Source organism: Streptomyces sp. NPDC051738, assembly GCF_044453205.1.
Lineage (GTDB): Bacteria > Actinomycetota > Actinomycetes > Streptomycetales > Streptomycetaceae > Streptomyces.
In genome coordinates, this window is the sequence record NZ_JBITCM010000006.1 from 185,969 (window position 1) to 209,459 (window position 23,491).

Consider the following 23,491-nt stretch of genomic DNA (forward strand, 5'->3'; position numbering starts at 1 on the left):
TCGGCCCTCCGAATGCCGTTTCCGAAACTTTTCGTGCGGAACGGGATATTCCGGGAACCTCGGCGGTGCGCCCCGAGTCTTCTGGGGTGAGGGGAACAGACAACGAGAACACACGGGGGTGTTCGACCTTGACCGACATCATCGAGAGGTTCACGGACAGCGACAACAAGGCCGAGACGGGAGAGCAGCAGCCGGCCGTCGGCGAACTCACACCGTACGCGGCCCCGCTGCGCGTCCCTCCCGTCCTGCGGCCCGCGTCCGACGACGTCCTGCGCGAGACCGAGATCGCCCTGCGCCCGACCTGGATCCGCCTGCACCCGCAGCTGCCGCCGACCCTGATGTGGGGGTACGACGGCCAGGTGCCGGGTCCGACCATCGAGGTGCGGCGCGGACAGCGCGTGCGCATCGCCTGGACCAACCGCATCCCCAGGGACAGCGAGTACCCGGTCACTTCGGTGGAGGTGCCGCTGCGCACGGACGGCCGTCCGCAGTCCACGACCGAACCCGGCCGTGACGGCGTCGAGCCCAACAAGGACGTCGCGGCCCTGCCCGCCTGGTCGGTGACCCATCTGCACGGCGCCCAGACGGGCGGCGGCAACGACGGCTGGGCGGACAACGCGGTCGGCTTCGGAGACGCCCAGCTGTCCGAGTATCCGAACGACCACCAGGCGGTGCAGTGGTGGTACCACGACCACGCCATGAACATCACCCGGTGGAACGTGATGACGGGCCTGTACGGCACCTACCTCATCCGTGACGACGAGGAGGACGCCCTCCATCTCCCCTGTGGGGAGCGGGAGATCCCGCTGCTGCTGGCCGACCGCAACCTCGACACCGACGAGGACGGCCGTCTCAACGGCCGGCTCCTGCACAAGACGGTGATCGTCCAGGAGAAGAACCCCGAGACGGGCAAGCCGGTCTCGATCCCGTTCACCGGCCCGTACAGCACGGTCAACGGCCGTATCTGGCCGTACGCCGAGGTGGACGCCGCCTGGTACCGCTTCCGGCTGGTCAACGCGTCCAACGCGCGCATCTACAACCTCGTCCTGGTCGACGAGGACGACAACCCGGTCCCGGGCATCGTGCACCAGATCGGCAGCGACGGCGGACTGCTGCCGCGCCCGGTGCCGGTCGACTTCGACGGCGCGCTGCCCACGCTGAGCGCGGCGCCGGCCGAGCGCTTCGACCTGCTCGTCGACTTCCGCGGTCTGGCGGGCCGCAAGCTGCGCCTGGTCAACAAGGGCCGCAACCAGCCGCCCGGCGTACCCGACCCGGCGGGTGACGTGCGCTATCCGGCGGTCATGGAGTTCCGCGTCCGGGAGAGCTGCGAGCCCGACACCTTCGAGCTGCCCGAGGTGCTCTCCGGTTCCTTCCGTCGGCTCACGCACGACATCGAGCACGGGCACCGCCTGATCGTGCTCACCCCGCCCGCCACCAAGGGCGCCGGCGGCCACCCGGAGATCTGGGAGATGGCCGAGGTCGAGCACCCGGGCGACATCCAGGTCCCCACCGACGGCGTCATCCAGGTCACCGCAGCGAACGGCAAGACCAAGACATACCGGCGTACGGCCCGGACGTTCAACGACGGCCTAGGCTTCACGATCGCCGAGGGCAGCCACGAGCAGTGGAGCTTCCTCAACCTGGCGCCGATCGTCCACCCCATGCACATCCACCTGGCCGACTTCCAGCTGCTGGGCCGGGACGCCTACGACGTCTCGGGCTTCGACCCGGCGGTGGGCGGCACCCGCAGCCCGATCCGGTACGACGCGGGCACCTCGATCCCGCTCGCACCCAACGAGCTCGGGCACAAGGACGTCTTCCAGGTGCCCGGCAACCAGGCGCTGCGCGTCATGGGGAAGTTCGACGGCGCCTACGGCCGGTTCATGTACCACTGCCACCTCCTCGAACACGAGGACATGGGCATGATGCGGCCCTTCGTCGTCATGCCGGCGGAGGCACTGAAGTTCGACCACGGCGGCGGGCACGGCGGACACGGGGAGGGACACACGGGCTGACGTGCGGGCACGTCGGGCTTCCCGTTCCTGACCACGGGTCAGTCTCACTCGATCGTGGCTCGTTGTGCGCCGGTGCGCAGGGTAGTCACCAGGCGGAGGCGATCCGATGGAACAGACTGCGTTGCGACCCAAGCCCATGCCTGGTCAGGGGCCCGGTGACGGCGCCGAGGCCGGGGCCGGCGCGCGGCGTCCGCATGCCGCGCCCCGGCGCCGAGGCCGACGATGCGCGACCCTGTTGTGCGCCTTGCTCGTCGGGCTGGTCCTGATCCTGTGCGGGGTCGGCCTCGGCACGATGGGGGCCACCGTGATCGGCATGAGCAGACTCGCCGAACTGCAACGTCAGCAGACGGGGCCGGGCATGCCAGGAAGCCCGACGAGCCCGGCCCACCCCGGTTCCTCGGCCACGCCGTCCCCGACCCCCTCGCCGTCCCCCGCCGCCGTCGCGACCCTCGGCGTCGAGGCCGTGGACGCCGAGAAGCCGGGTGCCCTGGTCGTCGGCGTCCACGTGCCAGGTCCCGGATACACGGCCGGACTGGTCCGGGGCGACGTGGTCCTCGCCCTCGACAAGACCCGCGTCGACTCGGCCGCCGACCTGGCACGAGCCGTCGCCGGGTCCCGCCCTGGCCGCGAGGCCGTCCTGACGGTGCGCCACCGCAGCGGCGGCTACCAGCAGCTGACGGTGGTCCCGGGCGTCGTCACCTGACCGCCCCGCACTCCCTCGCGGTCCTGGGCCATTACGCGAAAACCACTCGCCACACTCCGCCGACAAAGCCAGCATGACCTCATGCTGACCACCCTCATCGCCTTCCTGGGGGCCTGTACCCTCGTCGCCGCCTCACCCGGGCCCAGCACCGTCCTGATCATCAGGCAGTCGCTGCACAGCAGGCGCTCCGGATTCCTGACCGTGCTCGGCAACGAGACCGGCGTCTTCATCTGGGGCGTCGTCGCCGCGTTCGGCCTGACCGCACTGCTGACGGCCTCCGAGGTGGCGTACGACGTGATGCGGATCGTCGGCGCGGTCGTACTCGTCGGCTTCGGCGTCCAGACGCTCCGTCAGGCCCGCCGCGGCAAGGGAGCGGAGGAAGGCGCATGGGAGGGCACCCGGAAGAGCGGCTGGGCCTCCTACCGCGGCGGGCTGCTGCTCAACCTCGCCAACCCCAAGGCGGCCGTCTTCGCTCTGTCCTTCCTCCCGCAGTTCGTGCCGGAGAGTGCCCCCCATCTGCCGACCATGATCGGCCTCGCGGCGCTCTGGGCGGTCTACGAGGTCGGCTACTACGGCCTGTACGTGTGGTTCGTCGGCCGGATGAAGACCCTGCTGTCCCGCGCGGGTGTGCGCCGGCGCCTGGAACAGGTCTCCGGCGGGGTGCTGCTGCTCCTCGGCGTCCGTATGGCACTGGACGGCTGACGTGATGCCCGGCCGGCCACTCGACGCCGGATCGGCCACCGAAGCCCCCGTCCGGCCACCCGAGGCGCCCCATCAGTCGTCCGAGGCGCCCGATCAGTCCTCCGAGGCATCCGACCAGCCCCTCGAAAGACGCGCCGACCGGCTCGCGCCGCCCCTCTCGTCCGGGCAGGATGCTGCCCGTAGTCCTTTCACGCGCCCAGGGAGGCCCGGATGACCGGCACCGCACCCGCGCCCTTCACCGCCGACGACTACAGGGCCCGTACGGCACGTGCCGCGCGGACGGCCGCCGACGCTGGGCTGGCCGGGCTCCTGGTGGCACCCGGCCCCGACCTGGTCTGGCTCACCGGCTACGCGCCCACCGCGGAGACCGAGCGGCTCACCCTGCTGGTCCTCGTCCCCGGCCGGGACCCCGTCCTCGTCGTCCCCGCCCTGGAGGCCCCGGACGCCGCGAAGGCCGTCGGCGCGCCGGGCCTGACCCTGCGGGACTGGACCGACGGACAGGACCCCTACGCCGCCACCGCCGCCCTCCTGGACCCGAGCGGCCGGTTCGGCGTCAGCGACAACGCCTGGGCGATGCACCTGCTGGCCCTGCAGAGGGCGCTGCCCGGCACCTCGTACGCCTCCCTCACCGACGCCCTGCCGATGCTGCGGGCCGTCAAGGACACCGCCGAGCTGGAGCTCCTGGCGGCCGCGGGTGCGGCCGCAGACGCAACGTTCGAGGAGATCCGGAAGGTTCCCTTCGGAGGCCGCCGCGAGTCCGAGGTCGCCGCCGACCTCGCCCACCTGCTGAGGCGCTTCGGCCACTCCCAGGTCGACTTCACCATCGTCGCCTCCGGCCCGAACGGCGCCAACCCGCACCACGAGGTCGGCGACCGCGTGATCGAACGCGGCGACATGGTCGTCCTCGACTTCGGCGGCCTGAAGGACGGCTACGGCTCCGACACCTCCCGCACCGTCCACGTCGGGGAGCCCACCGACGAGGAGCGCCGGATCCACGACCTGGTGCGCGAGGCCCAGGAGGCGGGCTTCGGCGCCGTACGGCCCGGCGTCGCCTGCCAGGAGGTCGACCGGGCCGCCCGCGCGGTCATCGCGGACGCCGGGTACGGCGAGTACTTCATCCACCGCACCGGGCACGGCATCGGCGTCACCACGCACGAGCCGCCGTACATGATCGAGGGCGAGGAGCAGCCCCTGGTGCCCGGCATGTGCTTCTCCGTGGAGCCCGGGGTGTACCTGCCCGGCCGCTTCGGAGTGCGCATCGAGGACATCGTGACGGTCACCGAGGGCGGCGGCCGGCGCCTCAACGACACCACCCGAGAGATGGTCATAGTGGACTGACCCGGCGGACGATCCCGGCGCAAGGAGCTCCCGTAGACCCCGACACAGACCCCCGAGCGACAACGGCGCGACCATGACCCAGGCACCGACACCCACCGCGGACACCGTCCGCCGGCTGGTCCGTTCCCTGCTCAAGGACGGCGTGGCCGACTCGGCCGGACCCGAGGTCCGGCCCGCCGCAGCGGGCGCCGAACCCGCCACCTGGTGGGTCGGCAGCCGCCATGTGCTGCGCCTCGCCCCCGACCGTGAGACCGCCGCCCGCCGGCGCCGCGAACTGCGCCTGCGCGACCTCGTCCGCCCGCACGTCCCGGTCGCCGTCCCGACGAGCGTCGCGTACGGGGAGTGGGCGCCCGGGCTGACCTACACGCTGGACACCAAGGTGCCCGGCGGGTCGACCGCGCAGTACGACGTCTCCGCCGTCGGCGAGGCCGACCTGGCCGGGCTGCTCACCGGGCTGCGCGAGATCCCGGTGCGGCAGGCCGAGACGCTCGGCGTGCCGCGCGCCGCACCGCGTTCCCTGGAGGCCCTGCGCCGAGCCGCCGAGCGCCCGGCCGAGCGCCTCGCCGCCGCCGACGAGTTCGACGCCGCCCGCCTGCGCCAGCTCACCCAGCCGGCCGCTGTGCAGCTCGCGGCCCAGCCCGGCACCGCGGTCCTCGTCCACCACGCCCTCACCGGCGACCACCTCGTAGTCAGCGCCGACGGCCGGGTGCGCGGCGTCCTCGGCTGGGCCGACACCGTCATCGGCGACCCGGCCGAGGACATCGCCGGCCTCGCCCTCGCCGTCGGCTCCCCGGCCGCGGTCCGCGCCGCCACCCTCGCCGGCTACGCCGCCCGCCCCTGCCTGCGCGGCCTCTGGCTCGCCCGCTGCGACGCGGTCGTCCACCTCGCGGACCGCCTCGACGGCAAGGGCGAGACACCACTCCCGCTGCTGAGGACGCAGCTCCGCCACGCGTGGGAGGCGATTCTGCTGGAGCGCGTGACGGAGCTGCGGGAGGACGAGGAGGGGGACGAGGAGTACTGACGGGCCTTCCCGCTCACCTCAGCCCTGCAACAGCACCACACCCGACTCCCCGGGCACATGCAGCACCCCGTCCGCGCCCGGCGCCTGAACGGGCTCCCAGGCCGCCAGTACGGCCGCCTTGCGGGGCCCCAGTGGGATCGCCGCCGGTTCCTTGGCGAGGTTGACGGCCACGCGTACGTCGCCGCGGCGGAAGGCGAGCCAGCGCTCCTGCTCGTCGTAGGCCACCTTGGTGTCGGCGAGGTCGGGATCCGTGAGGTCGGGCTGCTCGTGGCGCAGGGCGATGAGGCGGCGGTACCAGGCCAGCACGCGCGCGTGAGGCTCGCTGGCCGGCTCGGACCAGTCGAGGCAGGAGCGGTCCCGGGTCGCCGGGTCCTGTGGGTCGGGCACATCCTCCTCCGCCCAGCCGTGCGCCGCGAACTCCCGCCGCCTGCCCCGCCGTACGGCGTCGGCGAGCTCCCGGTCGGTGTGGTCGGTGAAGAACTGCCAGGGCGTGCCCGCGGCCCACTCCTCGCCCATGAACAGCATCGGCGTGAACGGCGCGGTCAGCGTCAGCGTGGCCGCGCAGGCCAGCAGGCCGGGGGAGTCCGGCAGGAACGCGGCCGCCAGCCGGTCGCCCTGTGCCCGGTTGCCGACCTGGTCGTGGGTCTGGCCGTAGCCGAGGAGACGGTGCGCCGCCACGCGCGCGCGGTCCAGCGGGCGCCCGTGGTGTCGGCCCCGGAAGCTGGAGTACGTGCCGTCGTGGAAGTAGCCGCCGGTGAGGGTCTTGGCGAGGCCCGCCATGGGGGCGCGGGCGAAGTCGGCGTAGTAGCCCTCGGACTCGCCGGTCAGCGCGGTGTGCAGGGTGTGGTGGAAGTCGTCGTTCCACTGGGCGTGCAGACCGAGGCCGCCCTCCGCGCGCGCGGTGATGAGCCGAGGGTCGTTGAGGTCGGACTCGGCGATCAGGTACAGCGGCCGGCCGAGCTCGGCGGAGAGGGTGTCGACGGCCGTCGACAGCTCCTCCAGGAAGTGGCACGCGCGCGTGTCCACCAGCGCGTGCACCGCGTCCAGACGCAGCCCGTCGATCCGGTAGTCCCGCAGCCAGGCCAGCGCGCTCTGAACGAGATACGCACGCACCTCGTCCGAGCCGGGCGCGTCCAGGTTGACGGCGGCGCCCCAGGGCGTGTGATGCGTGTCCGTGAGATAGGGCCCGAAGGCGGGCAGATAGTTCCCGGACGGACCGAAGTGGTTGTGCACGACGTCGAGGACCGCACCGAGGCCCAGCTCGTGCGCCCGGTCGACGAAGCGTTTCAGCGCCTCGGGGCCGCCGTACGGCTCGTGCACGGCCCACAGGGAGACCCCCTCGTAGCCCCAGCCGTGCCGCCCGGGGAAGGGACTCAGGGGCATCAACTGGACGTGGGTGACGCCCAGTTCGGCCAGATGCCCGAGCCGCTCGGCGGCCGCGTCCAGCGTGCCCTCGCGCGTGTACGTGCCCACGTGCAGCTCGTACAGCACGGCGCCCGGCAGCGGGCGCCCGGCCCATTCGCCGCGCCACGCGTACCGCTGGTGGTCGACGACCGCGCTCAGCCCGTCCGGGCCGTCCGGCTGCCGGCGGGAGCGCGGGTCGGGCAGCACGGGGCCGTCATCGAGCGCGAAACCGTACCGAGTCCCGTCCCATGCCTCCGCCTCCCCCCACCACCATCCCGCGCGATCGGGATCGCGCTCCAACGCGCGCGTGGCGCCCTCGCAATGGAGCGTCACTCGGTCGGCCTGCGGTGCCCACACCTCGAACTGCACGGACGGTTCCCCTTCGTCTGCTCACCGTGATGTAGCCCGTCCATGGTGCTTCAAACGAGATCAATCCGCTTTTGAATCTTCCCTTTTGTGGAAGGTGTCGCGGCCGGTTTCGTGGCCTGTTCCGTCGAGCACGCGCGCGTGGCCGCCGTTTCCGCGTTTTCTGGACACCGGGGGTTCACTGACCGACAATCAGCACCGTGACGTCGTCCTTCGAGTTCAACACGTACCCCGCGCGGCTTTCCGACGCGGAGCGCGACAAGGCGCTGAAGGTGCTCCGTGACGGCGTCGCCATGGGCCGGCTTTCGCACGACACGTTCGTGCGGCGCATGGAACTCGCCCTCTCCGCCCGCCGCGCGGACGAGCTCGCCATCCTCACCGCCGATCTGCCCGTCGAGAGCCGGGTGTCCCGTCTGGTCTTCGGCACCGTCGAGGCGATCTCCGGCTTCACCGTACGACTGCGCAGGGCATGGCAGGCCGAGCGGCTGCCCAAGCTGCTGCTGCCGCACCCCGGGGCCGGCCATCCGCTGCGCATAGGGCGCGACCCCGCCAACGGACTGCGGCTGACCCACGAGACCGTCTCCCGGGTACACGCCGAACTGAGCCACCAGGGCGGCATCTGGGTCCTGCGGGATCTCGGCTCCACCAACGGCACCACGGTGAACGGCCGACGCGTCATCGGCGCCGTAGTGGTCCGCGAGGGCGACCAGGTCGGCTTCGGCCGGATGTCGTTCCGGCTCGCCGTGTACTGAGCCGAACCTCCGCCCTGGCCTTGGCTTTACCCGACGCCTGACCCAAGTCCCTTTGCCCTCTGTGGTGTTGACGTACCCGTCAACTCGTGACTGACTGTGCGTACACCATGCACACCAGGTGAATCGACGGCACCACATTGTGGAGGTGTGCCCTGCCGCCACTCCTCCGCTACCCGACCGTCGACGAGCTGGGCGCCCGGGCGGCCGCACTCGTCGCCCGAAGTCCCCGTGACGCACGACTGCGCCGTGTCGGCACATCCCGCGCGGGCACCCCCCTGTGGCTGCTGTCCGTCGGCCACGGCACCCGCCAGGCCCTCGTCGTGGCCGGCCCGCACGCCAACGAGCCGGTGGGCGGCGCCACCGTCCTGCGGCTGGCCGAACGGGTGCTCGCCGACCCCCGCCTGCACGAGGGCGCCGACGCCACCTGGAACCTGCTGCTGTGCCTCGACCCGGACGGCCTGCGCCGCAACGAGGGCTGGCTGCACGGCCCGTACGCCCTCGGCGGCTACTTCCGGCACTTCTTCCGGCCCGGCTTCCTGGAACAGCCCGAATGGCTGCCCGACGGCGCGGACGCCGCCACGCTGCCCGAGACCCGCGCCCTGCTCGACCTCCAGGACGAACTGCGGCCCTTCCTCCAGTGCTCCCTGCACGGCGTCGACGTCGGCGGCGGCTTCGTCGAGCTGACCCACGACCTGCCCGGCCTCGCCCAGCGCGTCGCACACTCCGCCGCCCGCCTCGGCATTCCGCGCGAGCTCGGCCCCTACGACACCCTGTACTGGCCGGAACTGGGACCCGCCGTCTACCGGATCCCCAGGCCGCGCCGGGGCGATCTCGCCGCCGCCATCACCGAGGCGGCCGTCGAGTCGACGTGGTTCCATCCGCACCCGCACGGCACGGTCACGGCGGTCATCGAGGCCCCCATGTGGGGCGTGGCCGCAGTGGAGGACGCCACCCGGCCCGCTGATGAGGAAACGGTCCTGCGCATGGTGAGCCACACCCTGCGCCATGACACCCGCGTCCTGGAGCGGCTGCTGGAGCGCCTGCGCCCGCACCTTCCCGCCGGACCGGAGACAGCCCGGCTGCTCGCCCCGGTGGACGACTATTTACTGGTCTGCCCCGGGCTCGCCGACACCTGGGACCCCGACGTCCCGGCCATCGGCGGCGCCCACCCCCTGCCGCCGCTCAGCACCGCCCATCTGGCCGCCCTGCGCATCGCCGGGCGGCGCCTCGCCCTGCGGACGGCCGGGCTGCTCCACCAGCTCGTGACGGCCGCCGGACGCGACCCGGCCGCGGTGACGCCGGAACTGGACCGCCTCCTGGACGAGTGGTGCGACGACTACCGCGACGGCTGCGGTGCGCGCTGGATACCGGTCGCGCGCCAGGTGGAGTACCAGTCGCGGGTGGTGCTCGCCACGTTCGAACTCGCCGGTCGGTACGCGCCCGCGTGCTCCCGTTCGAGTGAGTCCGGCTGGAATGCGGGGGCCGCCGTGCCGATGCATCGGGAATGACGCGAATCCTCACGAGGCGCTACCTCACCGGACACTCCCACGCGGCGAAGGCGGCACGGGTCGGCCTGGCGGCCGCCGCCACCCTCCTGGTCCTCGGCGCCGCTCCGGCGCCCGCGGCCGCCCACGACCCGATCCTGGAGCCGGGGCCGACCCGCTGGCTCTTCCTCACGATCACCCCCGGCGACGGCGGACGCGGCGTCACACGCGGCGACGGCGGACACGCCGGCACGCACGCCGAGGGAGGGCACAGCCGCGGCATCCTCCTCTCGTGCGACCCGCCCCAGGGTCACGAACGCGCGGTCGAGGCCTGCGCGGAGCTGGAGAAGGTGGACGGCGACGTCAGCCGGCTCCAGGGACTCCAGCCCAAGAACACCTTCTGCCCGATGATCTACGCGCCGGTCACCGCCCACGCGCGCGGGACGTGGGGCGGACGACCCGTCGAATACCGGGAGACCTTCTCCAACTCCTGCGCGCTGACCGCGCGGACGGGCTCGCTGTTCACGCTGGACAGCTGACCTGGTCGGTCGAGCCGATACGGCCACCTGGGCGCCGCAGCCATGCCGGTGGCGAGCCGGACGCGCGCGTGGAGGGCGTCTACGCGCGCGTGGCGCCGTCGGGTCCGCGTGGCGCTGCCCTGCCCGCGCCGCGTTGTCCTGCCCGCCAGACCGCACCGCCCGCCGGCCCGCACCGTCCTCCTCACGGCGCACCGTCCTCCTCGTACCGAGAGGTCCGTCTCACGCCGCTCGGTCGCGTGCGTGCAGGGCCGCCGCGACGACCGTGCGGGACTGGTGCTCGACCTGGTGCTCCAGGGGCACCCAGCGGGCGCGGAAGCGTTCGGCGAAGGCGTCGCTCCAGGTCGCCACGAGGTGTTCGAGGCGGGGTGCCGCGCGGTCGTCGGCCTCCTGCAGGACGCGCAGCAGCATGGCAGCCGCCCGCAGCGGCAGCCGGCGCCCGAAGGCGTCCACGCTTCCGACATACGCCCTGGTGTCGTCGGCGGGCGGCGTGTGCATCCAGTCGGCGGCCAGCCCCGGCACCACCTCAAGGGCCCACTTCGAGGCCCGCCACAGGGGTCCGTCGACGCCGTCCAGGCGGGGGAGCGCCTCGGCCAGCACCCGCTCCACCTCCAGGGCGTCCCGCATCAGCCGGCCCCCGAGCCGCCGCAGAGCCCTGGCCGGATCCGGATGCGGAGCCGGATCGTCCACCAGGTCGCTCGCCCACATCGGCACCTCGACGACCGCGGTCAGGCCGCCGTACCGGTGCACGTGGTACCAGGTGCTGCTGCGCGCGTCGTCCGGCATGCTCGGGTACGCCGCGCCCGCGCCCGGCGCCGGCATCACATGCACCCCGGGGCCGGAGGCGGGCCAGCCCGCCGCGTCCGAGGCGCCTGTCTCCACCGGGATGTGCAGCTGGGCCGCGGACTTCGCGAACGGCTCGGCGAGCCCGGGGACGTCCCTCGTCAACTGCACCCAGCTGCCGCCCAGGTCGGTGCCGTGCAGGGTCACCTGGAGGTAGGGGCGCAGTTCGTCGATGACCCGGGTCAGCGCGCGGGTCTCCGGCGGCAGCAGGTCGGGCGGCAGCGCGGCCGGGGCCCACTCCGGCTGCTCCGGGGCCGCGGGCCGGAAGAAGCCGAGGTGGTACTCGAACAGGCTGCGGGGCGCCGGGGTGACGTGCAGGCTCGCTCCGTCGGGGTCCGCGCACAGCAGGAAGTGCCAGGAGATGTCGGCCCGCAGGTCCCGCTCGTGCAGGACCCGTTCGGCCACCGCGAGGAGCGTGGAGCTTCCCGTCGGCTCGTTGGCGTGCGCGCCCGCGACCACCAGGACGGCGCGGGAGGCGTGGCCGATGGACAGCAGATGGAGGGGTCTGCCGCCCCGTGATGTCCCCACCTGTCTCAGCGTGCACAAGCCGGGTCGGTGAGCGGCCAGGGCCCGGGCGGACAGGACCATTTCGGCAAGGGTGGGGTAGCGCAGCTCCGGCAGGAGACTCACCCCCGTCACGTCCGCCCTGCTTCGCAATCCGCAGTACCCCACGGTCTCGTTGACGTGTCAAGGATTTCACCGGGGAGGCTCCAGGGGGCGCCCGGTTGCATTGACCGCCGGCAGGTACGGGCGCTTGGCGTCGGAGGGTCCGCTATGCCCGCCCGGCCGCGCCACCAGGGCTGCCTCCGCGCCTCAGGAGCGCCGGAACGAGACGTACGCCCCGCCGGTCACCGCCCGCCCGCCACCAGGACGGACACCGGAGCCGGACGGCAGGTGCACATCGCCGCTCGTCACCACGCGCCGGCCGTCAGGCACGAGCGCCGGGAGCACGCGCGGGTACGAGCCGGTCGCCGGAACGGTGCCACGGCGCGCGGCGAAGTCGTTCGCGCCCGGCACTACGTCGCGTCCGTCCGCTCCTCCTCGCCGACCCTCTCAAGCAACGCCACCGGCAGCCGCTCCAAAAGCTCCTCCACGCGCGCGTGCCCGGTGAACTCCCGCTCCGGAGCCAGCACATCGACCCAGCGGCCCGGCGGCAGCGGCAGCAGCGTGTCGCGCCAGCCGCCCGCACGGGCCAGCCGCAGTGACAGCCGGGTCACGGCGGTGACCACCTCGCCGGAGCGCACGAAGGCCGCACAGTGGGCGGCCGCCGGGCCCTCGGCGGTCAAGGGCGTGTACGACGCCGAGTCGCCGAACACGTCGGGGCGACGCCTGCGCAGCCACAGCGCGGCCGCGGTGAGCGCGCCCTTGTCGCCCGGATCCTCGTGGGGGAACCGCACGGCCCGCCGGTTGTCCGGGTCCACCAGCGCCCGGTACTCGCCCTCGGTGCCCTGGTAGACGTCCGGGACGCCCGGCATCGTCAACTGGGCCAGGGCCATGCCCAGCATGTTCGCCCGGATGTGCGGCTCCAGGCCGCTCCGGAAGGCGGCCACGCGCGCGTAGGGCGCCCCACACGGCCCCGCCGCGACGAACGCCGCCACCGCCTCCTCGTACGGCGGCTCCTGCTCCGTCCAGCTCGTGAACAGCCCCGCCTCGCGCACATGCTTCAGCAGGGCGCCCTGCACGCGGTCGACGGCCGCCTCGCCCAGCGCGAACACCGTCTGCCACGCGGCCCACGCCAGTTGTGCGTCCGGTACGCCCTCGCCGTCGCGCGTCACCTCCGTCAGGACGTCCGCCCAGCGCTCCGGGCACTCGGTGAGCACGGCCAGCGCCGCCCGTACGTCCGCACTGCGCTTGGTGTCGTGCGTCGACGCGACCGTCCCGGACAGGGGCCAGTCGCGCTGCACGCGCGCGCAGTACGCGTGGAACTCCTCGGGCGAGACCGCGGGGCTCCCCGGGTTGCCGCCCACCTCGGTCGCCGACAGCAGCGGCACATAGCGGTAGAACGCGGTGTCCTCCACGGACTTGGCCCGCAGCGCCGACGCCGTCTGCGCGAACCGCGTCCGGAACTCCTCCTGCTCCGGCCCGTCACCGGCCCGCCCGAGCACCAGGTCGCGCACGATGTCGACCGCACCGGCCTCCTCGGGCACGACGAAGGCGAGCCGAGCCTCAGCGGCGGCCTCCTCGGTGACCACACGGGCCGCGTCTCCGGAGGCGTACGGCCGGTAGACGTCCAGCCGGACGAGGAGTTCCTGCAGTGCGGTGCGCAGTGCCCAGGGCGCGCGGTCGCGCAGCGCAGGCTCCGTGGACGTCACACACACGCGGTTCGCCACCCGCGTCAGACGGTCGATCTCCGCGGCCAGCTCGTGCGTGAGCACCTTGTACGCCGCGCGCCGCACCGTCGCCTCCCATTCGCCGCCCCGGTCCGTCTGCGGAGCGGCGAAACGCCGGTACTGGCCCAGGAGTTCCCCGAAGCCCGCCGGGTCGGTGAAGAGGCCGTCGACGTGCCGCAGGGCGTCGTAGCCGGTGGTGCCCGCGACGGGCCAGGAGGCCGGCAGATGCTCCCCGTCCGACAGGATCTTCTCCACGACCGTCCAGTGCCCGCCGGTCGCCTCGTGGAGGCGCTGGAGATACCCGTCGGGGTCGGCGAGGCCGTCGGGATGGTCGATGCGCAGCCCGTCGATCACGCCCTCGTGGAGCAGCTGGAGGATCTTGGCGTGCGTGGCCTCGAACACCTCCGGGTCCTCCACCCGCACCCCGATCAGCTCCGAGATGCTGAAAAAGCGGCGGTAGTTGAGCTCCGTACGGGCCAGCCGCCACCACACCGGCCGGTACCACTGGGCGTCCAGGAGCTGCGGCAGTGGCAGTTCCCCGGTGCCCTCGCGCAGCGGGAACACATGGTCGTAGTAGCGCAGGACGTCGCCGTCGACCTCCAGGTGCCCGAGCTCCTCGCCCAGCGGGTGCCCCAGCACCGGCAGCAGCACCTGGCCGCCCTGCGCCTCCCAGTCGATGTCGAACCACCGCGCGTACGGTGACTTGGGGCCCTCGCGCAGCACCTCCCACAGGGCGCGGTTGTGGCGTGGGGCCATGGCCATGTGGTTCGGCACGATGTCCACGACCAGGCCCAGGCCGTGCTCACGCGCGGTGCGCGCCAGCGCGCGCAGTCCCTCCTCGCCGCCCAGTTCCTCGCGCACGCGCGCGGGGTCCACGACGTCATAGCCGTGCCCCGACCCCGGCACCGCCTCCAGGACGGGGGACAGGTGCAGATGCGAGACGCCGAGCGAGGCCAGATACGGCACGGCCGCCGCGGCGGCCCCGAACGGGAAGGCGGGCTGCAGCTGCAGCCGGTAGGTGGCGGTCGGCACCATCGGGTCAGGTCGCTCAGGTGTCATGCAGAGCTACGTACCCGCCCCGCCGCCCAACACGTCATCGACCCCCGCCACGTGGGCCACGCGCGCGTGCCCGACGCGAACGGCGGGCACGCGCCGAAGCATCGACCTAGACCGGCCGCTGCAGCACCGTCAGGCTCCGGTCCACCAACGTCAACCGGTCCCCGGCCTGCACCTTCGCTCCCGTCCCGGGCGGCACCCCGTCCGTGCGGGCGGTGTCGACGACCACCTGCCACTGCCGGCCGTGGTTGATCGGCACGACGAAGTCGAGGGTCTTGGGGGAGGCGTTGAACATCAGCAGGAAGGAGTCGTCGGCGATGCGCTCCCCGCGCGAGCCCGGCTCCGAGATCGCGTTGCCGTTGAGGAACACCGTCAGCGCGGATGCCTGCGTCCGGTCCCAGTCCCGCTGGGTCATCTCCGTGCCCTCCGGAGTGAACCAGGCGATGTCCGACAGATCGTCGTGGGTGCCCTCGACGGGCCGCCCGTGGAAGAAGCGCCGCCTGCGGAAGACCGGATGGTCGCGCCGCAGCCACACCATCGCGCGCGTGAAGGCGAGCAGCTCACGGGACAGGCCACCCGTGGACTCGCCCTCCTCGCCCTCCCCGTCTTCCCCGGCCTCCGGCCAGTCGACCCAAGCCAGCTCGCTGTCCTGGCAGTACGCGTTGTTGTTGCCGCGCTGCGTGCGCGCGAACTCGTCGCCGTGGCTGATCATCGGCACACCCTGGGACAGCATCAGCGTGGCGACGAAGTTGCGCATTTGGCGGGCGCGCAGCTCCAGGACGGCCGGGTCGTCGCTCTCGCCCTCCGCCCCGCAGTTCCAGGAGCGGTTGTGGCTCTCGCCGTCCCGGTTGTCCTCGCCGTTGGCGTGGTTGTGCTTGTCGTTGTAGGCGACCAGATCGTGCAGTGTGAACCCGTCGTGGCAGGTCACGAAGTTGATGGAGGCCAGCGGGCGCCGCCCGTCGTCCTGGTACAGATCGGACGAGCCCGTCAGCCGGGACGCGAACTCCGCCAGCGTGCGCGGCTCGCCGCGCCACAGGTCCCGCACGGTGTCGCGGTACTTGCCGTTCCACTCGGTCCACAGCGGCGGGAAGTTGCCCACCTGGTAGCCGCCCTCGCCCACGTCCCACGGCTCGGCGATCAGCTTCACCTGGGAGACCACCGGGTCCTGCTGCACCAGGTCGAAGAACGACGACAGCCGGTCCACCTCGTGGAACTGCCTCGCCAGGGTGGCCGCGAGGTCGAAGCGGAAGCCGTCGACGTGCATCTCGGTGACCCAGTAGCGCAGCGAGTCCATGATCAGCTGGAGCACGTGCGGGGACCGCATGAGCAGGGAGTTTCCGGTGCCCGTGGTGTCCATGTAGTAGCGCGGGTCGTCCGTGAGGCGGTAGTAGCGCTGGTTGTCCAGGCCTCGGAAGGACAGCGTGGGGCCCAGATGGTTGCCCTCGGCCGTGTGGTTGTAGACCACGTCGAGGATGACCTCGATGCCGGCCTCGTGCAGCGCCCGCACGGCCGACTTGAACTCCAGGACCTGCTGGCCGCGGTCGCCCCAGGAGGCGTACGTGTTGTGCGGGGCGAAGAAACCGATCGTGTTGTAGCCCCAGTAGTTGTTCAGGCCCATGTCGACCAGCCGGTGGTCGTTCACGAACTGGTGGACCGGCATCAGCTCCAGCGCCGTCACGCCCAACTCGGTGAGGTGCTCGATGACCGCCGGGTGCGCGAGGGCGGCGTAGGTGCCGCGCAGCTCCTCCGGCAGCCCCGGGTGCCGCATGGTGAGGCCCTTCACATGGGCCTCGTAGATCACCGTGTGGTGGTACTCGGTGCGGGGCCTGCGGTCGTCGCCCCAGTCGAAGTACGGGTTCACGACGACCGACGACATCATGTGCGGCGCCGAGTCCAGGTCGTTGCGCTGGTCGGGTCGGTCGAAGTGATAGCCGTACACCTCCTCGCCCCAGCGGATCGCGCCGCTGATGGCCTTGGCGTACGGGTCTAGGAGCAGCTTCGCGGAGTTGCAGCGCAGACCGTGCTCGGGCGCGTAGGGGCCGTGCACCCGGAAGCCGTACCGCTGCCCGGGCATGACGCCCGGCACGTACGCGTGCCGCACGAACGCGTCGCTCTCCCGTAGTTCCACCGCCGTCTCCGAGCCGTCGTCGTGCAGCAGACACAGCTCTACTCGGTCCGCGGCCTCGGTGAAGACCGCGAAGTTGGTGCCGGCGCCGTCGTAGGTGGCACCGAGTGGGTATGCCTCTCCAGGCCAGACCTGCATGGACACGACTCTTTCAGCTCGGGCCCGCCGTCGGGGGCGCCTTGCCGTCGAGTCTCCCCGAAAGTGAGGGAACCACCTATGACTTGCGTCCCTCTTACCGGGCGACCAGGCATACGCGGTATTGCGCGGTATGCCGAACCAGTGGGGCAGACACGTACTCCCGGGGATGTTGGGGGGAGTAAGGGGACGATGTGCGCAAGATAGTGCACCGCCATCTGGGCAAGGTGGTGGCAGGTGCGGCCATCGCGGTGGCCGGAACGGCCGTGATGGTCGGGATCACCCTGCCGGGGACGGCGGGGGCCGACACGACGGGCGGGACCGACGGCAGCGGCCAGTCCGCGCAGCAGGCGGCTCAGGGGCAGGGCACCGCCGCCGTACCGCCCGGCGTCGTCGAGGAGGCGCCCGTCGAGGGCGACCGCGGCAAGGGCAGCGACCCGCTGACCGACGACGAGATCGCGCGGGTGGAGAAGCTCGCGGTGAACCGGCAGCTGTTCAACGGGAGCGAGAACGTCAGGGGCGCGCGCGGCCCGCAGCGGCTCGACACCCAGCTCGCCGAGCCGGAGGCCGACGAGGTCGACGACGTGAACGCGCCCCGGCGCGCCGACGTGACCGTCTACGACTACCGGGACGACACCCTCGTCACCCGGACCGTCAACCTCGACACGGGCAAGGTCGAGCACACCGCCACACAGCGCGGTGTCCAGCCGCCGCTGAGCCGCTCCGAGGAGGCCGAGGCCGCCAAGCTGCTGATCGCGGACCCGCTGGGCGCGGGTCTGAAGGCGGACTACAAGGACGCCACCGGCAAGGAGCTCACCTCCCCGGACCAGCTGCAGCTGAACAGCATGGTGTACCTGGCCAACCCGGGCGGGTCGGCCTCGGTCGAGAAGTGCGGCGAGCACCGCTGCACCCGACTGTTCCCGAAGATCAAGAACGGGTCGTGGGTCGACCTCCGGGACTTCGTGATCGACCTGAGCGCCCGCAAGGTGATCCGCCTCGGCTGAGGCGACCTCCGTTCACTTTTCCAACCCTGCACCTCCTGTAAGGGAGTCACTTCTTCATGCGCGTCAACAGAATCAGCCGTGCCCGCAGGCGGGCGGCCCTCGGTCTGTCCCTGGCCGCGCTGGCCGCTGGTGCGACGACCGGAGCGGGACCGGCCGTCGCCCAGCCCAAGGCGGCCGCCGCCCCGACCCCCAACTGCAGCGCGGCGTACCGCATCGAGCAGAAGCTCGCCACCGGGACCACCTGGCGGATGTGCTGGCGCTTCAACAGCACGGCCGGGGTCATGCTGGAGGACATCTCCTACCAGCCGCCCGGCGAGGCCAAGCCGATCAAGGTCCTCAACAGCGCCAAGCTCGCCCAGATCCATGTGCCCTACGACGACGGCGACTCCGAGTTCAACGACGTGACGGAGTACAACTTCGGCAACGGCCTGCTGAACATGAAGCCCGCCGAATGCCCGGGCGGCACCATCAAGACGGTCAAGGTCCGCGAGCCCGCCTACTCCGCCTCACAGGACGTCAAGGGCCTGTGCGCCACGACCCGTTCGCGAGGCCACGCGTACCACCTGCAGACCGAGCCGCCGAACGGCGGTATCGGCAAGACCTACCAGGCCCAGGGCAAGGACCTGCTGCTCTACACCATCAACAAGGTGAGCTGGTACGAGTACATCACCGAGTGGCGGTTCTCGGACGACGGCACGGTCAGCATGAACGTCGGCGCGACCGGCAGCCTCGCGCCCGAGGACTACGACGCCGGTGACGGCCGCGGCTGGCCCATCGGCAAGGGCGCCAAGGACTACGCCGACAGCCACAGCCACAACGTCTTCTGGCGGCTCGACTTCGGCCTCGACGGCTCCTCCAAGACCCGGGTCGAGCAGTACGACTCGAAGGTCAGCCCGGCGGCGGGCGACCGCGGGCCGACCAACAAGACGACCCTCACGAAGGTCACCAAGGAACTCGCGGGCGACGCCAAGAACATGCGCTGGTGGCGGGTGGTCAGCGGGACCGGCAAGAACAAGGACGGGCACGCGCGCAGTTACGAGCTCGTGCCGGGCGCCACGACCAAGTTCCCGGGGCGTCCCTTCACCGCGCACGACGTGTACTTCACGGAGTACAACAAGTGCGAGCAGTACGCCAGCGGCAACCTCGGCGCCTGTGGTGCCGGGCACCCCAAGTCCGTCGACAAGTGGGTCAACGGGCAGTCGCTCACCCACCCCGTGGTCTGGATGAACGTGGGCTTCCACCACATCGTGCGGGACGAGGACCAGCAGCCGATGCCGGTCCACTGGCAGGGCTTCTCCATCGCCCCGCGGGACGTGACGGCTATGAATCCGCTCACTCCTGCGGACCTCAAGGACATCAATGGCCATGTCGGCCGCGATAGTTGAGAATCCCTCTTGTCCATCCGGCTGCACCGCCGACCGCTCCCGGAGTACCCTTCCTTGATCGTTGGGACGGGGAGTGCTCGGGGGAGCGGAAGGCGGTGCGCGGGTGGGCTCGGGAGGGCTGGAGTTGCCCCCTGGTGACGAGGGTCACGAGGGGAACTCCACAGAGGTCCCGCCCGGCACGGTGTCCCTGGCCAGGCCGATGGAGACCAGCTCCATCGGCCCGGAGCTGGACTGGGACACCGACGCCTGGCGCGAGGTGCGTACGCGCGCCCAGCGAGCCGGCCGGGCCTACATCTGGCTGAACCTCGTCGAACAGCGGCTGCGTGCTGTCGTGGCCGCTGTTCTGCGTCCCATCTACGAACCCGTCCACGGCGACGACTGGGTCGTGGCGGCGGCCGGACCGGCCGGCCAGGAGTGGGTGCAGCGCGCGGTCGCCGTCCGCGAGGTCAGCCGCCGCAAGGGCTACCTGCTCGACCCGGCCGACGACAACGTCCTGAGCTTCCTCACGCTGCCGCAGCTGCGCGAACTGATGGTGCAGCACTGGCCGTGCTTCGAGCCGTACATCGACGACCGCCGGGACGTCGAACTCGCCCTGGACGAGCTGGAAGTGACCCGGAACGTCGTCTCGCGCAACCGGGCCCTGTCCGAGGCGGTCCTGAACCAGGCCGAGCGGGCCTCCGCCCGCCTGCTGGAGATCCTGGGTTCGAGCGGCGACGTGCCGTCGGCGCGCCGGCTGCCCATCGACGCGGTCGAGGATCTGGTCGGCGACCGGTACGCCGACGTGGTCGCCGTGCACCCCGACCGGGTGCGGCTGCTGCGCCAGTTCCCGGCCGAGGACATCTTCGGCGGGGCGCGCCGGCTCGACGCCATCGGCATCGGTCTCAACCTGCTCGTGCAGAACTTCTCCGGGCGGCGCCTGGTCCGCCTCGCCGAGTCCGGCTGCCGGGTGCGACTGCTGTTCCTGAACCCGGCGTCCAGCGCGGTCAAGCGGCGCGAGCGGGAACTGGGCATCAAGCGCGGCGAGTTGAGCCGTGCGGTCGAGATGAACATCCTGCACATGCGCAGGGTGCGGTCCCGGCTGCGGGACCCGGGCGCCTTCGAGATCCAGGTCTTCGACGAGACGCCCCGCTTCACGGCCTACCTCGTGGACGGTGACGGCTCCGACGGCATCGCGGTCGTGCAGAGCTATCTGCGGCGGACGCGAGGTCTGGAGGCGCCGGTGCTGGTGCTGCGCAACGGCAGCAGGGTGGTCAAGTCGGACGAGATCGACGAGAGCGGGCTTTTCCCGACGTATCGCGAGGAGTTCGAGCTCATGTGGGCGGATTCGCGGCCGGTGTCCTGAACTGTCCGCTCGCGTCGGGGTGCCAGGGGGTAAGCGGAATGCGGTCCTCTGATTGTCAGTGGCGCATGGGAAGGTGGAGACCACTGGGGGAAAGCACCACAGAGAAGGGGGACCGCCCATGGGCTGGCACCAGGAGCTGCTGATCGGCTTCGACCTGGAGACGACGGGAACCGATCCGCGCGAGGCGCGCATCGTCACAGGGGCCGTGATCGAGGTCAGGGACGGGCAGCCCTTCGGGCACAAGGAGTGGCTGGCGGATCCGGGCGTCGAGATCCCGGCCGACGCGGTTGCGGTCCATGGCATCAGCAACGAACGCGCGGCTGCCGAGGGCCGCCCGGCCGACCAGGTGGCGGACGCCATCGCGGACGTCCTCGTCACCTACTGGAAGACGGGTGTGCCGGTCGTCGCCTACAACGCGGCCTTCGACCTGAGCCTGCTCTCCGCCGAACTGCGGCGGCACGGACTGCCGTCCCTGCGCGACCGCCTCGGCGGCCTGGACCCAGCCCCGGTCATCGACCCGTACACCATCGACCGCTGGGCCGACCGCTACCGCCGCGGCAAGCGCAACCTCGAAGCGGTCTGCCGGGAGTACGGCATCGCCCTCGACTCCGCCCACGACGCCACCGCCGACGCCCTCGCCGCCGCCCGCCTGGCCTGCGCGATAGCGACCCGCCACCCCAAGATCGCGGCCCTCGGCCCGGCGGAGCTGCACCGCAGTCAGATCGAGTGGTACGCCGAGTGGGCGGCGGACTTCCAGAACTTCCTGCGCCGCAAGGGCGACGCGACGGCGGTGGTCGACGGGACGTGGCCGCTGCGGGAGCCGACGGGGGAGAGGGTGGCGGGGGAGGCGGTCTGAGGGGGCGTGGCGGGTGCCCCGCCCGCCCGAGGCGGCCCGCCCGAGGCGGCCCGCCCGAGGCGGCCCGCCCGAGGTCGGCCGGTCCAGGCGCCGGTGGCGTCTGGGCGGTGGTGGGTGAGACGGTCTGAGGGACGCGGTGGTGTCTCGCCCGCCGGGCAGGCCGGTCCCAGTCCCGGCGGCGTCCGGCGCGGCCGGGTGCAGGCCGGCGGTGACACCGGCCGCTGCGGGAGCCGATGGGGAGAAGGTGGCGGGGAGGCGCGCTGCGGACACGCGGCGGTGTCCCGCCCACTCGCCGGTTGGCCGGCCCCGGTGCCGACGGCGTCCGTGTGGCGGGGGAGGCGGTCTGAGGCACGCGGCAGCGTCCCGCCCGCCCGCCCGCCCGCCCGCCCGCCTGCCGGCCAGCCGGCCAGCCGGCCGGCCGGTCCCGGCGGCGTCCGGCCCGTGACGCGTGGGCAGGTGCAGCCCGACGGTGACACCGCTCGCCCCAGCCCATTGACGGCATCTCCATCGACGGGACGAGACGGGCCGCGCGAGCGCCTTGGCCAGCGGTCTGTGCCCTCGCCGCGCCCTCCGTCACACCTGCGGCTGCACCGCCGTGGGCGCCGGTGTCGCGATGCGTTCGACGCGCGGGTTGGCCAAGCGCGCGTAGTCGGCGCCCGAGATGAGGAGTGAGCGGTCCAGCCGGGCCGCGTTGAAGTACAGCTTCGGCTGGGCCACGACCTCCGGGTCCGCGAGCAGTTCCAGGTCGGGGTCGAAGCTGAACGGCAGCACGGTGCCGGGGACGGCGCGGGCGAGTCGCTCGGCGGTCTCCGCGTCGCTGAAGCCGACGTAGCGCGCGGCGAACAGTTCCCGGACGACATCCAGGTCCACCCGTCGGTCCCCGGGGACGACCGCGAGGACGTGACGTGTCGTGCGGCGGTCCACCTTCACCCGCAGCACGATGCACTTCGCGGCCTCCGAGGCCGGGTGCCCGCGCAGCGCGCAGACGGCCTCGGTGCTGCCCTCGGGCTCGTGGTCGATGAGGTGATAGTCGACGGAGGAGGAGTCGAGCAGGGAGATCAGGTGGTCGTAGGTGTCGTGGTGGCGGTGATGATCGAGGCTGCGGTCGGTCATGCGGAGTCCTTGGCGAGGGCGTGAGTTGAACCAGTGGGCGAGGTGTCGGCCGAGGCGCGGAGCGAACCGTCGGCCACGGGAAGTCGGCGTCCCGGTGCGCTGCGGTGCCTCCGTTCCACCGCCTGCCCCCAGTACGTGCCGGCGACCATCAGGGCCGCGCCGAGGCCGGTGAGCGGGGTGAGGTGTTCGCCGCCGAGGGCGATGCCCACCGCGACGGCCCAGACCGGTTCGGTGCCCAGCAGCAGGCTGGCGCGGCTGGCCGAGGTGCGCTGTACGGCCCAGGTCTGGGCGAGGAAGGCGAACACGCTGCAGAACAGGGCGAGATAGACGAGCTGGGCCCACGTCGCCGGGTCCGCGTGGGCCAGTGTCGGCAGGTCGAGGGCGGCTGCCGGCAGGAACAGGGCCGTGCCGACAAGGGTCTGCACGGTCGTCAGCTCCAGCGGGCGGATCGCCCGTCCCGCGGTGAGGCGGCCGACCAGCACGACATGCACGGCCCGGATCAGCGCGGCGCCGAGCATCAGCAGGTCGCCGAGGCGGAGGGCATGGAAGCCGTTGCCGGACATCAGCAGTCCGACGGCCAGCACGCACACACCGGTCGCGGCGAAGAAGGGGACCGGCAGCGCGCCGCGGCGGCCGCCGCGATCGAGGAGCGGGGTGAGGACGATGGTCAGACTGATGATGAGTCCGGCGTTGGCGGCGCTGGTGTGGGCGACGCCGTACGTCTCCACGACCAGGACGGCGGCCTGGGTCACCCCCAGAGGCACGCCGACCCGCAGTTCGTCCCGCGTCCACGGGCGCGCCCCGCCCCGCCGTGCGGCGACGGCACCGAGACAGGCGACTGCCGACAGGGCGTAGCGGGCGAACAGCACCAGCAGGACGGGGAGCGCGGCAGTGGCCGTCTGGGCGGACAGGTAGCTGGAACCCCAGACGAGCGCGACGAGGAGGAGTACCGCATCGGTACGGCGAACATCGGACACGCGC

Annotated in this window: 19 protein-coding genes; 12 read left to right on the forward strand and 7 right to left on the reverse strand. The window is 72.2% G+C overall.

The annotated features are described in order from the left end of the window. Window positions 1-128: 128 nt before the first annotated feature. From phsA to ACIA8X_RS16410, 5 genes are all read left to right on the forward strand, one after another. Window positions 129-2,015, forward strand: a complete 1,887-nt coding sequence (phsA, locus tag ACIA8X_RS16390; protein WP_393447630.1) for an O-aminophenol oxidase PhsA — start codon at window positions 129-131, stop codon at window positions 2,013-2,015. A gap of 106 nt (window positions 2,016-2,121) precedes the next feature. Further along, complete coding sequence (locus ACIA8X_RS16395) at window positions 2,122-2,718, forward strand: PDZ domain-containing protein (RefSeq protein WP_393447632.1); 597 nt, start codon at window positions 2,122-2,124, stop codon at window positions 2,716-2,718. An 81-nt stretch (window positions 2,719-2,799) separates the two neighbouring features. Then, window positions 2,800-3,420 (forward strand): LysE family translocator, encoded by a 621-nt coding sequence (locus tag ACIA8X_RS16400; protein ID WP_393447634.1) that lies wholly within the window; start codon window positions 2,800-2,802, stop codon window positions 3,418-3,420. A 210-nt stretch (window positions 3,421-3,630) separates the two neighbouring features. After that, window positions 3,631-4,758: an aminopeptidase P family protein gene (locus ACIA8X_RS16405; RefSeq protein ID WP_393447636.1), complete on the forward strand. Its 1,128-nt coding sequence runs from the start codon at window positions 3,631-3,633 to the stop codon at window positions 4,756-4,758. Window positions 4,759-4,831: 73 nt separating this feature from the next. Then, entirely contained in the window at window positions 4,832-5,779 is a 948-nt protein-coding gene (locus ACIA8X_RS16410; protein ID WP_393447638.1) for an aminoglycoside phosphotransferase family protein, read from the forward strand. An 18-nt stretch (window positions 5,780-5,797) separates the two neighbouring features. Here ACIA8X_RS16410 and treZ read toward each other — a convergent pair whose 3' ends face one another. Then, entirely contained in the window at window positions 5,798-7,552 is a 1,755-nt protein-coding gene (gene treZ, locus ACIA8X_RS16415) for a malto-oligosyltrehalose trehalohydrolase (protein ID WP_393447640.1), read from the reverse strand. Between the two features lie 197 nt (window positions 7,553-7,749). Here treZ and ACIA8X_RS16420 point away from each other — a divergent pair, with 197 nt between their 5' ends. The 3 genes from ACIA8X_RS16420 (at window position 7,750) to ACIA8X_RS16430 (ending at window position 10,324) form a co-directional block, all read left to right on the forward strand. Further along, a complete protein-coding gene (locus ACIA8X_RS16420; protein WP_393447642.1) occupies window positions 7,750-8,301 on the forward strand; it encodes an FHA domain-containing protein in 552 nt (183 codons plus the stop codon). 137 nt (window positions 8,302-8,438) lie between these two features. Further along, window positions 8,439-9,809 (forward strand): M14 family zinc carboxypeptidase, encoded by a 1,371-nt coding sequence (locus tag ACIA8X_RS16425; RefSeq protein WP_393447644.1) that lies wholly within the window; start codon window positions 8,439-8,441, stop codon window positions 9,807-9,809. Then, window positions 9,806-10,324, forward strand: a complete 519-nt coding sequence (locus ACIA8X_RS16430) for an SSI family serine proteinase inhibitor (RefSeq protein ID WP_393447646.1) — start codon at window positions 9,806-9,808, stop codon at window positions 10,322-10,324. Before ACIA8X_RS16425 ends, ACIA8X_RS16430 begins: the two co-directional genes overlap by 4 nt. Window positions 10,325-10,543: 219 nt before the next feature. On the opposite strand, the gene ACIA8X_RS16435 is transcribed toward ACIA8X_RS16430, so the two are convergent. The 4 genes from ACIA8X_RS16435 to glgX form a co-directional block, all read right to left on the reverse strand. Further along, window positions 10,544-11,794 (reverse strand): M14 family zinc carboxypeptidase, encoded by a 1,251-nt coding sequence (locus ACIA8X_RS16435; protein WP_393448069.1) that lies wholly within the window; start codon window positions 11,792-11,794, stop codon window positions 10,544-10,546. 183 nt (window positions 11,795-11,977) lie between these two features. Continuing rightward, a complete protein-coding gene (locus ACIA8X_RS16440; RefSeq protein ID WP_393447648.1) occupies window positions 11,978-12,181 on the reverse strand; it encodes a hypothetical protein in 204 nt (67 codons plus the stop codon). Further along, window positions 12,181-14,553 carry a malto-oligosyltrehalose synthase gene (treY, locus tag ACIA8X_RS16445; RefSeq protein ID WP_393447650.1) on the reverse strand — a complete coding sequence of 791 codons (2,373 nt, stop codon included), beginning with the start codon at window positions 14,551-14,553 and terminating at the stop codon, window positions 12,181-12,183. The genes ACIA8X_RS16440 and treY overlap by 1 nt, the downstream gene beginning before the upstream one ends. A gap of 106 nt (window positions 14,554-14,659) precedes the next feature. Continuing rightward, window positions 14,660-16,813 (reverse strand): glycogen debranching protein GlgX, encoded by a 2,154-nt coding sequence (glgX, locus tag ACIA8X_RS16450; protein ID WP_393447652.1) that lies wholly within the window; start codon window positions 16,811-16,813, stop codon window positions 14,660-14,662. Between the two features lie 191 nt (window positions 16,814-17,004). On the opposite strand from glgX, the gene ACIA8X_RS16455 reads away from it, so the two are divergent. The 4 genes from ACIA8X_RS16455 to ACIA8X_RS16470 all read left to right on the forward strand — a co-directional run bounded on the left by ACIA8X_RS16455 (window position 17,005) and on the right by ACIA8X_RS16470 (window position 21,397). Continuing rightward, complete coding sequence (locus ACIA8X_RS16455) at window positions 17,005-17,814, forward strand: Tat pathway signal sequence domain protein (protein WP_393447654.1); 810 nt, start codon at window positions 17,005-17,007, stop codon at window positions 17,812-17,814. A gap of 56 nt (window positions 17,815-17,870) precedes the next feature. Beyond that, window positions 17,871-19,199: a copper amine oxidase gene (locus tag ACIA8X_RS16460; protein WP_393447656.1), complete on the forward strand. Its 1,329-nt coding sequence runs from the start codon at window positions 17,871-17,873 to the stop codon at window positions 19,197-19,199. Between the two features lie 103 nt (window positions 19,200-19,302). After that, window positions 19,303-20,541, forward strand: coding sequence for an SAV2148 family HEPN domain-containing protein (locus ACIA8X_RS16465; RefSeq protein WP_393448071.1), 1,239 nt, complete (start codon window positions 19,303-19,305; stop codon window positions 20,539-20,541). A 118-nt stretch (window positions 20,542-20,659) separates the two neighbouring features. After that, window positions 20,660-21,397 carry a 3'-5' exonuclease gene (locus tag ACIA8X_RS16470; protein ID WP_399458529.1) on the forward strand — a complete coding sequence of 246 codons (738 nt, stop codon included), beginning with the start codon at window positions 20,660-20,662 and terminating at the stop codon, window positions 21,395-21,397. A gap of 573 nt (window positions 21,398-21,970) precedes the next feature. Here the strand turns inward: ACIA8X_RS16470 and ACIA8X_RS16475 are convergent. Then, on the reverse strand, window positions 21,971-22,510 hold the full coding sequence (locus tag ACIA8X_RS16475) for a YbaK/EbsC family protein (RefSeq protein WP_393447660.1): 540 nt from the start codon (window positions 22,508-22,510) through the stop codon (window positions 21,971-21,973). After that, window positions 22,507-23,487: a DMT family transporter gene (locus ACIA8X_RS16480; protein WP_399458530.1), complete on the reverse strand. Its 981-nt coding sequence runs from the start codon at window positions 23,485-23,487 to the stop codon at window positions 22,507-22,509. Before ACIA8X_RS16480 ends, ACIA8X_RS16475 begins: the two co-directional genes overlap by 4 nt. Window positions 23,488-23,491 lie beyond the last annotated feature (4 nt).